At 67.5% G+C, this 13,415-nt stretch carries 12 protein-coding genes; 4 read left to right on the plus strand and 8 right to left on the minus strand.

Features of this window, described 5'->3' with window-relative positions:
• The coding region (locus tag ACWGE0_RS00005; RefSeq protein WP_452258637.1) for an MFS transporter at positions 1–1,302 on the plus strand (1,302 nt) is incomplete at its 5' end.
• Here ACWGE0_RS00005 and ACWGE0_RS00010 read toward each other — a convergent pair.
• Complete coding sequence (locus ACWGE0_RS00010) at positions 1,299–3,167, minus strand: heavy metal translocating P-type ATPase (protein WP_452258638.1); 1,869 nt, start codon at positions 3,165–3,167, stop codon at positions 1,299–1,301. The two genes, ACWGE0_RS00005 and ACWGE0_RS00010, sit on opposite strands and share 4 nt — an antisense overlap.
• Before the next feature lie 50 nt (positions 3,168–3,217).
• Between ACWGE0_RS00010 and ACWGE0_RS00015 the strand changes: the two genes are divergently transcribed.
• The 3 genes from ACWGE0_RS00015 to chrA all read left to right on the plus strand — a co-directional run bounded on the left by ACWGE0_RS00015 (position 3,218) and on the right by chrA (position 5,375).
• On the plus strand, positions 3,218–3,577 hold the full coding sequence (locus ACWGE0_RS00015; RefSeq protein ID WP_452258639.1) for an ArsR/SmtB family transcription factor: 360 nt from the start codon (positions 3,218–3,220) through the stop codon (positions 3,575–3,577).
• Positions 3,578–3,642: 65 nt separating this feature from the next.
• Positions 3,643–4,014, plus strand: a complete 372-nt coding sequence (locus ACWGE0_RS00020) for a hypothetical protein (RefSeq protein ID WP_452258640.1) — start codon at positions 3,643–3,645, stop codon at positions 4,012–4,014.
• On the plus strand, positions 4,011–5,375 hold the full coding sequence (gene chrA / locus ACWGE0_RS00025) for a chromate efflux transporter (RefSeq protein ID WP_452258641.1): 1,365 nt from the start codon (positions 4,011–4,013) through the stop codon (positions 5,373–5,375). Before ACWGE0_RS00020 ends, chrA begins: the two co-directional genes overlap by 4 nt.
• Here the strand turns inward: chrA and ACWGE0_RS00030 are convergent, their stop codons facing one another.
• The 7 genes from ACWGE0_RS00030 to ACWGE0_RS00060 form a co-directional block, all read right to left on the minus strand.
• On the minus strand, positions 5,376–7,352 hold the full coding sequence (locus tag ACWGE0_RS00030; protein ID WP_452258642.1) for an amino acid adenylation domain-containing protein: 1,977 nt from the start codon (positions 7,350–7,352) through the stop codon (positions 5,376–5,378).
• On the minus strand, positions 7,349–7,579 hold the full coding sequence (locus ACWGE0_RS00035) for an acyl carrier protein (protein ID WP_452258643.1): 231 nt from the start codon (positions 7,577–7,579) through the stop codon (positions 7,349–7,351). Before ACWGE0_RS00035 ends, ACWGE0_RS00030 begins: the two co-directional genes overlap by 4 nt.
• Before the next feature lie 13 nt (positions 7,580–7,592).
• Positions 7,593–9,143 carry an MBOAT family O-acyltransferase gene (locus tag ACWGE0_RS00040; protein ID WP_452258644.1) on the minus strand — a complete coding sequence of 517 codons (1,551 nt, stop codon included), beginning with the start codon at positions 9,141–9,143 and terminating at the stop codon, positions 7,593–7,595.
• Complete coding sequence (locus ACWGE0_RS00045) at positions 9,140–10,288, minus strand: hypothetical protein (RefSeq protein WP_452258645.1); 1,149 nt, start codon at positions 10,286–10,288, stop codon at positions 9,140–9,142. Before ACWGE0_RS00045 ends, ACWGE0_RS00040 begins: the two co-directional genes overlap by 4 nt.
• A 21-nt stretch (positions 10,289–10,309) precedes the next feature.
• Positions 10,310–11,662, minus strand: coding sequence for an aminotransferase class V-fold PLP-dependent enzyme (locus ACWGE0_RS00050; protein WP_452258646.1), 1,353 nt, complete (start codon positions 11,660–11,662; stop codon positions 10,310–10,312).
• Positions 11,663–11,992: 330 nt separating this feature from the next.
• The gene (locus ACWGE0_RS00055) at positions 11,993–12,772 is read right to left on the minus strand and encodes an ABC transporter permease (RefSeq protein WP_452258647.1); all 780 of its coding nucleotides are present in this window, start codon (positions 12,770–12,772) and stop codon (positions 11,993–11,995) included.
• Complete coding sequence (locus ACWGE0_RS00060; RefSeq protein WP_452258648.1) at positions 12,772–13,413, minus strand: ABC transporter ATP-binding protein; 642 nt, start codon at positions 13,411–13,413, stop codon at positions 12,772–12,774. The genes ACWGE0_RS00055 and ACWGE0_RS00060 overlap by 1 nt, the downstream gene beginning before the upstream one ends.
• Positions 13,414–13,415 lie beyond the last annotated feature (2 nt).

Below are 13,415 nucleotides of genomic sequence, written 5' to 3' on the forward strand. Positions count from 1 at the left end.
CTGTTCGGCGCACACGTCGTGGCCCTCACCGGCACCGGCCTGGCGACCGTCGCGCTGGGACTTCTGGCCTACGACCTGGCCGGCGCGGATGCGGGGGCGGTGCTCGGTACCGCACTCGCGATCAAGATGATCGCCTACGTCGGCGTGGCCCCGATCGCGGCCGCGCTGCTCGGGGCGTTGCCACGCCGCGCCGTGCTCGTGACGCTGGACCTCGTGCGCGCTGGGGTCGCGGTGACGCTGCCGTGGGTGGACCAGATCTGGCAGATCTACGTCCTGATCTTCTTGCTGCAGGCGGCTTCGGCGGCGTTCACACCGATCTTCCAGGCGACCATCCCGGACGTGCTGCCCGACGAACGCGAGTACACGCGCGCAGTCACCCTCTCGCGGATGGCCTACGACCTCGAAGGCCTGCTGAGCCCGTCGCTGGCCGCGGCGTTGCTCGTGCTGATGAGCTTCAACGACCTGTTCCTCGGCACGGCGATCGGTTTCGTCGGTTCCGCTCTGCTCGTGGTCTCGGCGGTGGTGCCGCGGCCGAGGCCGGTGAGGCGCGATGAAAGCCTTTATGCGGCAACGACTCGCGGTATTCGGATCTACCTGGCGACACCGCGCTTGCGCGGGTTGCTGGCCGTGCACCTCGCGGCGGCCGCAGCGGGTTCGATGGTGCTGGTGAACACGGTCGCCTACGTGCGTGATGTGCTCGGCCGCGGCGCCTCTGACGTTGCCATTGCGCTGGCGTTCAACGGCGTCGGATCATTGGCCGCCGCGCTGGTGTTGCCCAAGCTGCTTGACCGCCTGACCGACCGCGCTCTTGTGCTGCGAGCCTCGGTGGCACTGGTCGTACTCCTGTTCGCCGGTTCCACGTTTGCCTCGCTGCTCGGCGGATGGCATTGGCCCGCGCTGCTGGTGCTGTGGGTGTTGATCGGTGCCGGATGCTCGTTCGCGCTGACACCGGGTGCGCGGCTTCTGCGCCGATCCGCTGACTCCTGCGATCGGCCCGCGTTGTTCGCCGCGGACTTCGCGCTGTCACACGCCTGCTGGTTGCTGTGCTACCCGCTGGCCGGGTGGGTGGCCACCGCCGCGAACATGACCACGGCATTCATCGTCCTTGGCGGCATCACGGCGGTTGCGGCGCTCGTGGCATGGCGCCTGTGGCCGACGCATGACCCGGAGGTGGTGGAGCACGTGCATCAGGACCTCGAGCCCGATCACGACCATCTGCACGACGCGGTGCTCGCGGGCGGCGCGTGGCGGCACGCTCACGAGTTCCGCATCGACGACCACCACGAGCGTTGGCCTCGCTAGAGCCGTCGGCCGAAAGTCAGCAACCGCATCCCGTTGAGCGCCACGAGGACGGTCGAGCCTTCGTGGCCCGCGACGCCCAAGGGGAGTGGCAGCGTCCCGAACAGGTCCCACGCCGACAGCACCACGATGAACGTCCCCGCGATCACGAGGTTGGCGACCACGACCCGCCGTGCGCGTCGGGCGAGCGCTACCACCGCGGGGACCACGGTGAGGTCGTCGCCCACCACGACCGCGTTGGCGGTGTCCACGGTGAGCGCGGAGCCTTTGCGCCCCATGGCGATACCTGCGTGCGCCGTCGCGAGCGCAGGCGCGTCGTTCACGCCGTCCCCCACGAACAGCACGTTGCCGCTCATCTCGCGCACTGCCTGCACCTTGTCCTGTGGCAACAGACCCGCGCGTACCTCGCCGATGCCGACGGCAGTTGCAACCCGTTGTGCCGCTGCGTGATTGTCGCCCGTAAGCAGAGCAGGGCTCTGTCCGGTGAGAGCGGTGAGTTCGTACACTGCGGCTTGACTTGACTGCCGGACCTGGTCCGCGAGCTCGATGACGGCGACTTGGCGGCCGTCCACGACGACCTCGACCGCGGTGTTGTGCTGGGAGTCGTGTCGCCGCACGGCAACCGAGTGTCCAGAGACCCGCGCGGTCACGCCCACGCCCGGTGTGGCCTGGAAGTCGCCGGCCGGGGGAAGGCGAAGTTCTCGCCGCCGCGCCTCGGCCACGATGGCCCGCCCGATCGGGTGCTCGCTGAACTGTTCGGCCGCCGCGGCCAGCGCGAGCACCTCGTCCTCGTCCTGCTCGGTGGCGATGCCGACGACCTGCGGTGTGCCTTCGGTGAGGGTGCCGGTCTTGTCGAACGCCACCACGCTGACCGTGCCGAGCTGCTCCATGGCCACGGCAGACTTCACCAGCACGCCACGCTTGCCCGCGTTCGCGATCGCCGCCAGCAACGGAGGCATCGTCGCCAGCACCAGTGCGCACGGCGAGGCCACGATCATGAACGTCATCGCCCGCAGCAACGTGGGCTCGAGCGCCGCGCCGAACAGCAGCGGCAGTGCGAACAACGCCAGCGTCGCGGCCACCACGCCGACCGAGTAGCGCTGCTCGACCTTCTCGATGAACAGCTGCGTCTTCGCCTTCGTGGCCGAGGCCTGCTCGACCATCTCCACGATCCGGGCGATCACGGAATCCTTCGGATCGCGGTCGACCCGCACTCGCAGCACACCTGTGCCGTTGAGCGAACCCGCGAAGACCTCCTGCCCGCGTTGCTTCGGGACCGGTAGCGGCTCGCCGGTGATGGAGGCCTCGTCGACCTCGCTGCTGCCGTCCACGACTTCGCCGTCCGCGCCGATCCTCTCGCCGGGGCGCACGAGGATCTCGTCGCCGATCTGCAACGTTTCCGCGTCCACCTCCCGCTCGCTGCTGTCCGGCAGGAGCAGGCACGCCCGCTGCGGTGCGAGGTCGAGCAGGCCGCGCACCGAATCCGCGGTCCGCTGGGTGAGCACGGCTTCGAGCGCGCCGGACGTCGCGAAGATGACGATCAGCAGGCCGCCGTCGACGACCTGTCCGATGGAGGCGGCGCCGATCGCCGCGACGATCATCAGCAGGTCGACGTCGAGCGTGCGGTCACGCAGAGCCTTGATCCCGGCGAGAGCGGGTTCCCAGCCGCCGGCGACGTAACAGGCGAGCAGCAGCGTCCACCACGTCCACGGTGCCGAGTCCACGAGCTTCGCGCCGACGCCGAGCAGGAACAGGGCGGTGGCCGCGATCGCCCAGCGGACTTCGGTGATCGCGAACGGCGAGCGCTTGGGTGCTGGTGTCCGGTGCGGGCTGTCGATGAGGAGCGTCGAAGTCACGCCGGGCACCATACAGGAACATCTGAAGACCTCTTCATGTGTTCACTGAGTAGGATACCGTCATGGGTCACGGAGTCGAGGGCAGGACCACACCGCCGGCGCAGCTGGACGCCGAGTCGGCGGCGACGGTGGCGGCCACCCTTCAGGCGCTGGCGACGCCGAGCCGCCTGCGCATTCTGACCCGCCTCCGCCATGGCGCCTGCCCGGTCAACGAACTCGCGGACGCCGTGGAGATGGAGCAGTCCGCGGTCTCACACCAGCTTCGGCTGTTGCGGGCGCTCGGGCTGGTCACCGGCACGCGTCAGGGACGCAGCGTCGTCTACAGCCTGTACGACAACCACGTCGCGATGCTGCTCGACGAGGCGGTCTACCACATCGAGCACCTGGGCCTCGGCGTCACCGACATCGATACCACTGCCTGAGAATCCGCCTACGGCCGTCGCGGTTGAGTGTAACCACGGTTACAGTTCCGCCGACGGAGGTGGTCATGTCCGAGCGCGACAAGACGGTGCTGTTCGTGTGCCCGCATGGGGCGGGGAAGAGCCGGATGGCGGCGGCCTGGTTCAACGGTGCTGGTGTTCCGCACTGGAGTGCGACCACGGCGGGGATCGAACCCCAGACGGAGGTCAGCGCACACGCGGGTCGGCTGCTGGCCGGGACGCCGGTGGAGGCGTTGCTGGATGAGGAGGTGCCACGGCCGATCTCCGCTGTGCCGCAGGCGGATCTCGTCGTCGCGATCGACTGTGAGAACCCGCTCGAGGGCGCGGTGGCGTGGCAGCTCGCGCACTCGGTGTTCGACGACGCGATGTGTGAGGAGATCCGCAGCCGGGTCACGGAGCTGGCGGCAACGCTGCGATGACGGCGAGCGAGTCCGAGAAGGCCGCACGTCGTGACGTGGTGCCGTTTGGACAGGCGGTGAAGGCCTGGTTCACCATCTCCCTGCAGACGTTCGGCGGTCCGGCCGGGCAGATCGCGGTGATGCAGCGGCACCTCGTGGACGAGCGGCGCTGGATCGGGCAGAAGCGGTACCTGCACGCGTTGAACTTCTGCATGTTGTTGCCCGGCCCGGAGGCCCAGCAGTTGGCCATCTACGTCGGATGGCTGCTCAACGGCATGCGCGGCGGTCTCGTCGCAGGGACGTTGTTCGTGTTGCCGGGACTCGTTGCCCTGCTGGGACTGTCGGCGATCTACGTCGGATTCGGCGACACGAAGGTGGTCACTTCGATCTTCGCCGGTCTGGCGCCGGCGGTGGTGGCGATCGTCGCTCAAGCGGTGTGGCGGGTGGGTTCGCGGGCGTTGACCAGTTCGGTGCTGGTCGGCTTCGCGGTCGTGTCGTTCGTGGCGCTGGCCGTGTTCGGCGTGCCGTTTCCAGTGGTGATTCTCGTGGCGGCCGTGGCTGGATGGTTGCTGCACCGCTGGCGGCCAGCACTCGTCACGGCTGGCGGCCATGGAGGGGAACCTGATGGTCCGGTGCCGCTGATCTCGGACGACGAGTTGCACCACGACCAGCCGTCGAAGCGTCGCACCGCCGTCATTCTGGGTGTCGGGCTGACGGCGTGGTTCGTACCGGTCGCGGTGGTGGCGGCGGTGACCGGGATCGGCAGTGTGTTCACGCAGCAGGGGTTGTTCTTCTCCGGGACCGCGGTGGTCACGTTCGGTGGTGCCTACGCAGTACTTGCTTACGTCGCCCAACGTGCAGTGGAGCACTACGCCTGGCTCTCCGCCGGGGACATGGTGCGCGGGTTGGCTCTGGCGGAGACCACTCCTGGACCGCTGATCATGGTGGTCCAGTTCGTCGCGTTCCTGGGCGCTTATCACCACCCCGGCAGCGTGAATCCGTGGCTGGCCGGGGTGATCGCCTCGCTCCTGACGACCTGGGTGACGTTCGTGCCGTGCTTCCTGTTCGTCCTCCTCGGGGCGCCGTACATCGAACGGTTGCGCGGCAACCATGCCTTGTCTGCCGCGCTGACCGGCATCACCGCCGCAGTGGTCGGCGTCATCGCCAACCTCGCCCTGTACTTCGCGCTGCACACGCTGTTCGCGGAAACTCACACCGGTCCGCTGCGCATGCAGGTGCCCGACCTGGCCACCTTCCGGCCGAGCTCGCTCGTCATCGCGCTGGTGGCCGCGGTGCTCGTCTTCCGGCTCAAGTGGCCTGTGCTGCGGGTGCTCGGGGTGGCGGCGGTCCTGGGTCTGGTGGCAGGCCTGCTCGGTTGGTAGTCAGGGCAGTGCGGTGCGGTCGACCTTTCCGTTGTGGGTCAAGGGGAACTGGGGGAGTGCGGAGATGCGTTCCGGCACCAGGTAGGGCGGCAGTTTGGCCTCCAGGTGCTTGCGGAGGGTGTCGACGTCGGCGTTGGCCGGTGTGACGTAGGCAGCGAGGCGTTTGCTGTTGCGGCTGCCGGTGGCGACCACGACGGCGCCGGTGACGTCGGAGTGGGAGAGCAGCGTGGCTTCGATCTCGCCGAGTTCCACGCGGAAGCCGTTGATCTTGACCTGGAAGTCCTCGCGGCCGAGGAACTCCAGGTTGCCGTCCGGCAGGTAACGGCCGAGGTCGCCGGTGCGGTACAGACGTTCGCCCGTCACCGGATGGGTGATGAACGATCTGGCGGTCTTCTCGGGGTCGTGCCAGTACCCCAGGGCAACGCCGCGGCCGCCGATGTGAAGCTCGCCCGGCACCCAGTCGGGCTTGCGGCGCAGGCCGGCGTCGAGGACTTCGAACGACTGGTTCGACAACGGTGTGCCGTAGGGGATGCTCGGCCAGCTCGGGTCCACCGCGCCGATCTCGTAGAAGTTGGACCAGATCGACGCTTCGGTGGCGCCACCCATGCCGATCAGCCTGATGTTCGGGGTGGACAGTGCGCGGATCCGGTCCGGCAGTGACACCGGGATCCAGTCGCCGCTCATGAGCACCAGCCGCAAGGAGTCTGCGAGCCGCAGTTCGCGTCCGGCGGTGTACTCGACGAGCATCTCCATGAGGGCGGGGACGCTGTTCCACACGGTGACGTCGTGCTGGGCCAGGAGTTCGGCCCATTCCCACGGCGCGCGGTCCGTCCCAGGAGCGGGCAGGACGATGGCGGCTCCGACGGCGAGTGGGCCGAAGATGTCGTACACGGACAGGTCGAAGCTGAGCGAGGACAACGCGAACACGCGATCGTTGGCGCCGACGTCGAAGCGCTGGTTGATGTCCAGCACGGTGTTGAGGGCGCCGCGGTGGTCGATCATCACGCCCTTGGGCAGTCCGGTCGAGCCGGACGTGTAGATGACGTAGGCGAGATCCGTTGGCTCTTGTGACCACTCGACGACAGGTTCTTCACCCACGAGGTAGCTGTCGTCCATCTCGATGTGCGGACACGGCAGGTTTTCCGTGACACCAGGTTGGGCCACCGCCATGGTGACCTCGGCATGGTGGAGCAGGTGGTGTAGTCGTTCGGCGGGGAGATCCGGCGAGATCGGCACGTAGGCCGCGCCTGCGGCCAGCGCGCCGATCACGGCAGGCACCTGTTCCCAGCCCTTGTGCATGATCACCGCGATCATCCGGTGCCCGCGCACCAGCGAGGCGACCTGAGCGGCGCAATGACGCAGCTCGCGGTAGGTGAGGGTCCGCTCGCCGATCACGGCGACAGCGTCCGGGGTCAGTTCCGCCTGCTGCCAGAACGGCTCGTGCAGCAGCACGTCGTCGAACGGGCGATCGGTGGCGTTGACCTTCTCCCTGAGCCGGATCTGCTCCGGAGGCACACATTCCGGTAGCGGCTCGTGCCACGCGTGGTTGGTGAGGGTGTGCAAGAGGGCCTCATGTGCCGTCGTCATGGCGTCGACCACGCCGGCCGCGAACAAGCCGTCGGCGGTGTCCCACGTGAGGCCGTCATCGATCCGGTGGATCAGCAGAGAGCTGGCGGCGAAGGTTGTCGCGGGCTCTTGGAGCTGGGCGCTGATGTCGTGGGCGCAGTCGAGGAACGAGCGCCGCGGGTCCATGTCGACGGTGACTGTGTGATCCGGTGGCACGGTGAAGCGGATCTGCGGCTGGCTGGACCAGTCGGCGACCACGCGAGCGAACGCGGTTGCCAGCACGACCCACAGCGGAAGCCCGTGGCCTGCAAGGGCTTGCTGGACGGAGTCGGGCAGTTGGTGGTGGCGTCGGCACATCACCGGATCCCGCACCGTGGCGGGATCGGCGATGAGCGGGAGTCTGTCGCTCATGCGGCTTCGACTCCCTTGCGGGACAGAACGGAGCGGATGTCGCCCATGGAACGCATGGTCGCCATCTCGGCGTTGCTGAACCGCGTGCCGAACGCCTTCTCGATCCTGACGAGAAGGGCGACGTGGCGCATGCTCGTCCAGTTGGGCACCGACTGCTGGTCGGACTCGTCGGTGAAGCTGGTCGCGGGCTCTTCGAAGACCTCGGCGAAAACCTCGGACAGTGTCATGACTCTGCTCCCCTCAGAATCGGTAGTACAGGAACGGTGACGGGCCGCCGGCGAACACCAGCGCGGTTGCTGCGGCGGCCGCGGTGAGCAACGCCCACCGCATGTTCAGCTGCCAGCTCAGCCGGATCCGTGACGGCTTGTCCGGCAGGGCGCCGGCCATGGTGGGCAGGCCGACCTCGTAGCGGCCGAGGATCTCCTGCGTGTTGCGCGGGAAGAAGACCGCGATCGCCAGCAACGCCAGCACCCACAGCACCGCCGGAATGACGGTGACAGCTCCGAACAGGTTGGTGGTGCCGTAGAACTGGCCGATTGGAGCGCCGGAGGGACCGAACCCGAACATGGCCAGCAGGACGGTGTGGGCGGCACCGAGGTTGGGTGCGCGGAAGTAGGTCAGCGAGGACGCGAACACGATCATCATCAGCAGCCATCCGAGGACACCGGGCATGCGCAACTTGGCTTCGCGCCAGACGAGATTGATCGCCATGGCGACGCCCTGGATCGCACCCCAGATCACGAAGCCCCAGCCGGCGCCGTGCCACAGCCCGACAAGCAGGAACGTGATGAGCACGGGTAGGCACAGCACCAGCAGCACGCGGACTGCCGTGGAGTGCCCCTTGCTCATGCTGCGCCGCATGAGGGTGGCAGCCAGCGGGGTGTAGACGAAGTCGGTGAACCAGCGGGTCATCGTCATGTGCCAGCGACGCCAGAACTCGATGATGCTGGTCGCCTTGAGCGGTGAGTTGAAGTTCAGCGGCAGCCGGATGCCGAGCATGTAGCCGATGCCCAGGGCCATGTCGGTGTAGCCGGAGAAGTCGAAGTACAGCTGCAGGGTGTAGGCCAGCATGCCCAGCCACGCGTTGGTCACGCCGATGTTGTCGTGGCCGGAGGCGAACGTGAACAAGGTGCCCGCGTACGGGGCGACGCTGTCGGCGAGGACGGCCTTCTTGAACAGGCCCATCGCGAACATCGTCACGCCCACGGCGATCTGCGTGGTGCCGGTGCGCTGCCGCACCGGGGTGTCGAGCTGGTCGAGCACCTCGCCGGGACGCACCAGCGGACCTGCGGTCACGTAGGGGAAGAAGGTGCCGAAGAGCGTGTAGCGCAGAACGTCCGGCCGTTTGCCCTGACCGGCGAAGGAGTCGATCAGGAAGCCCATCTGGATGAACGTGTAGAACGACAGCCCGATCGGGTACGCGGCCGTCGACCCGCTGAGGTGCGTGCCGAACAGCGCGTTGATGTTGTCGGCGAGGAAACCGGTGTACTTGTACGCCCCGAGCAGGGCGAGGTTGCCCACGAGCCCGGCCGCGAGTGCGATTCGGCGTGCGCCGCTTCCTTGCTCGCGGGTGCTCATCCACCACGCCACCAGGAAGTTGAACGCCACCGATGCGATCAGAACGAGCAGGAACCCCTCGCCCTGCAAGGAGTAGAAGGCCAACGACGCGGCGATCAGCCAGATCAGCGCAGGCCGTTGACTGCTGAAGATGCAGGTGAGCAGGTAGTAGCCCGCGATGACGATCGGCAGGAAGCCGATCAGGAACAGGTAGGACGTGAAGGTCAGCGTCATCTCTTCACCCCGGTCACCAGGTCGGGCATGTCGTTGAACACGTCCTGCATGCACTGCCACGTCGGGTGGATGTGGTCGACGAAGTTCTCCGGCCCGCAGTTCGGGTAGCCCGCCGGGTCGTAGTGGTTGTACGCGATCGCGCCATGGGTCGCTTGCAGCTCGGAGGCGACTGCCTGCAGCCCGTGCAGCGTCTTGGCGAACGGGTAGCTCTGGATGCGTTGCCAGTACCCGGGGTGGTAGGGCGACTGGGCGACGAACACTTTGACGCCCTTGGCATTCAGCCAGTCGATGAGCTTGCCCATCAGCTCGACCTCGCCGCGGTCGATGCCCGGTTTCGTCGGTCCGGCTCGGAGGATCTCGCCGTCGACGAACTTGTCGACGAAAGCCTTGGTGAACTTCGCCTTGCTCTCCCCGGACCAGTGCAGTGAACCGTCAGCGGCGATGATGTCGAGATTCTCGGTCTCCGACTCCGCGGTCATCCTCGGACCGGACGCGGCGGCATCGACCTGCAACCAACGGCTGAACAGGTCTGGGAACGAGTACTGGCCCGACACCTGCTGCACCGGCGCTCTGTCCGCATAGGACACCGGCGGGACACCGAGGCGGCGTGCCATCTCGACGTAGTCGGACTGCCAGCCCTTCCAGTCGTACGTGGTGCGCTGGGGTACCGGCTGCAGCGAGACGAACCGCAGGCTGAACACCATGGTCTTCGGCAGCCTGCCCGCCTTGTCGAGGATGTTGGTCAACGCCAGCATGTCCTCGACCTGGTCGTTGCTCACGAAGGCGTTGAACACCTTGTGGCCGCCGGGGACGATCTCCGACCGAGCCTCCTGCCACCGGCTGCCACCGAAGATCACCACGTCCGGTGTGGTCGTCATCCGCTCGATGGTCGCCTTGCGCACCTTGCGCAGGTCGATGTTCGGGTCGTAGTTGGCCAGGTTCTTGCCGTCGGCCAGCCCCTGCGCGATCTCGGCGATGGCCTTGTCGTCGTATACGTACGGATTGAGCCGGGCGTTGGCACTCCCGACCGCCGCGAACACCGCCGCGGCCAGCAGCACCACGACGAGCACGTACATCAGGGCCGCGCGTTTGCCCGGTGGACGGTCCGTTCGATCCTGCGGTTCTGTTGTCACTGTTGTTGTCATCGGTTCCCCCCTTGTTTCTGATCAGGCCATGGCCCGTGACACGCGCCAGGCGGAGTCGAGGAACCGGTCGACGTCTTGGCGGTGGTGGAAGAGGTGAGTGGACACGCGCATCGCGTAGTGCGGTAGCGGTGATCCGATCACCGGGACGATGGTGTTGCGGATGGTGATGTGGTGTTCGGTGAGCAGTCGCGCGACGAACGCGTCAGCCTTGGCCTTGTCCTGCACGTCGGCGGGCCGTGCGAACGGGTTGAATGCGGTCATCGCCGAGAGCAGCCTGGGATCGGACTTCGCGCTGTAGAGGGCGCCGACGCCCCACCGTTCGGCGACGCCGGCTTTGAGCCGGTTCGCCAGGCCGATGGCGTAGTCCTGGATCTTCTTGCGGCCCAACCGGTCCCAGGTCGCGCAGGCGGTGGCGAAACCGGTCATCTGAGCCAGGCTGGGGTTGCCGACGTCTTGCAACAGCGCTGCGACGTCGTAGGAGGCGGCGCCGTTGGTGGTGCGGGGCGGGAGGCCGGCGTCCGGGTAGTCCTGGGTGGAGGTGATCGCGGGCCAGAACTCCGGCAGCGGGTTGGGGTTGAAGGCGGGCAGCACCTTGTTGCGCAGGTACAGCACGCCGGTACGCGCGGGGCCGCACTGCCACTTGCCGCCGGAACCGGCGAGGAAGTCCACGCCTAGCTCCCGGTACTGGTACGCGAACAGGCCCGGCACGTGCGCGCCGTCGCACACGCTGATCAGCCCGTGCCGCTGCGCCAGCTGCGCGAGCAGGCGGATCGGCAGCATGGTGCCGGTCCGGAAGATCGGCGCAGAGAACAGCAACACCTTGGTGCGCGGCGTGATCGCGTTCTCGAACAACGTCACGTAGTCCTCGGCCCGCTGGTTGTCGCCGACTGGGAGAGCGACGCGCTTGACGGCGATGCCGCGCCGGTTGCGCAGGATCGCCAGTGGCGTGTTGACCGCCGGGTGCTCGTGGTTGGTCGTGAGCACCTCGTCACCGGCACCGAGCGCGAGTCCGTTGAGGACGGTCCCGACGCCTTCGGTGGTGTTGCCCGAGAGCCACAGCTCGTCGGGGTCGCAGCCGAAACCGGGCGCCACCTGGGCGCGGATGTCGGGGAACGTGCCGTGGTAGTTGCTCGCCGCCTGCCGTGCCACCCGGTTGAGCTCGTTTGTCTCGGCGGTCAGCACGGCGCGCGGGGGAGAGCCGACCGTGCCGACGTTCATGAACAGCGGGTCGCGGTCCAGCACGAAGAGGTGTCGCCACGACTCGCCGTCGTTGGTGGTCGATGGATCGGCGTGCCCGACGGCGGGAAGCCCGATTCCCAGCGCTGCTCCGGCTGCACCAGCTGACAACAGCAATTGGCGGCGGTCCAAATTCATCAGTCCTCCGTGCGGGCGTGCCGAATAAACCCTTCGCCGACAGGCGCGGGGCTTGAGTGCAACCGTGGTTACTCCCCGTGGAACGCAGGAATGCTAACCCCTCGATAGCCGAGCTACAAGAATTCGTTCCGCCCTTCACCAGCGGTTTTATTGCTTGCCAAACGGCAAGGAATTAGCTGGTTGCGGTCGGTGGACCAGTGTCGTTCCGCCGGTTGACCCGATTGTCATTTGCAACGCGAATGGGCACTTGCCGGTCGAGAAGGTGTCGAATTATGTGTCGTTTAGTGTTCTGGAGGGCGACCATAGGAAATGTCAATGCCGATGTTTTTACTATGGCGCCACGGACAAGTTGATCAGCCGGTGGGCGTCGTCGAAAAGTGTGCGCTCGGCCAGACGGGCGGTCGCGAGCGCGGCCAGCGCGGCTGCGGCGAGGAGCATGTACATCACCACGATCTGGTACCGGATCGCGGTCAGCGGGTCGACGCCCGCCAGGATCAGCCCGGTCATCGCCCCCGGCAGGCTGATCAGTCCGACGACCTTCGTGGAGTCGATCGCGGGCATCAACGCGATGCGCAGCGCGGAGCGTTGATGGGGGAGGAAGGCCTCGCGGGCGGGTAGGCCGAGGCACAACCGGGCCTCGATGGCCGGGCGAGACTGGCGGACGTCTTCGTTGATGCGATGCAACGTCACGCCGGCCGCCTGCATCGCACCCGACACGATCATGCCGCCGATCGGGACGATCACCCTTGCCTGAGTGGAGATCACACCCAGCACCACCAGTGCGCCGAGCGTCACGGCACTGCCCGTCGCCACCCCGGCGGTGGCGGCCCAACGGGCGCGTGGCAGCCCGCCACCGCGGCGACCGGCCACCTGACCTGCGATCAGGATCATGACCACAACCCAGGCAAGGGCACCGGGAAGACCGGTGTGGGCGAACAGAAAGACCAGCAGTGCCCCGACCGCGATCAGCTGGACCGCCGCGCGAACGGAGGCGATCGCAAGCTCGCGAGTGACGTGCAGGCGCTGCCAGTACGTCACAGCGGCGACGAGGACGACTAGCAGCAGCGAGGCGGCGACACCGCTCCAGTCGAGCGGGGACACATCGGCCATCACCGCGCCTCTCCTCGAGCGACGAGCCTTCCGTGCTCCAGCACGAGTACCTCGTCGGCGACGTCCCGGACGAGGTCGAGGTTGTGGCTGACCAGCACGACCGTGCCGCCTCCTGCCGCGTGTGCCTTGGCGAGGTCGGCGATCAGCGCGGCGCTCACCTCGTCGAGTGCGGAGGTCGGTTCGTCCAGCAGTAGTACCTCTGGCTCGACGGCCAACGCTCGCGCGAGACAGACCCGCTGCGCCTCACCGCCGGACAGCTCGCGGGTCGCACGCGCCGCGAAGGACGAGGGCAGGCCGACCATGGTCAGGAGGTCGTCGGCCTGGCTCTCGGACAGCTCATGCCGTCCGATCCGGAGCTCGTCGGCCACGTGGTTTGTGAGCAGGACCGGTCTCTGGGCGATCAGGGCGACACGGCGGCGCAGTGGCAGTACGTCGAGCTCGGTCAGAGGCACGTCGTCGAGCAGGATCCTGCCGGCATCGGGTTCCTCGAGCCGGTTGAGCAGGCGCAGCAGCGTGGTCTTGCCCGCTCCGCTCGGGCCGATCACGCCGGTGCAGCGACCGGCCGGGATGCGGGCGCTGACCCCGTTGAGCACGTGCGCCGAGCCGCGGCGAACCGTGACGACGTCGAGGACAAAGGTCACAT

Source organism: Lentzea sp. NPDC054927 (assembly GCF_053610285.1).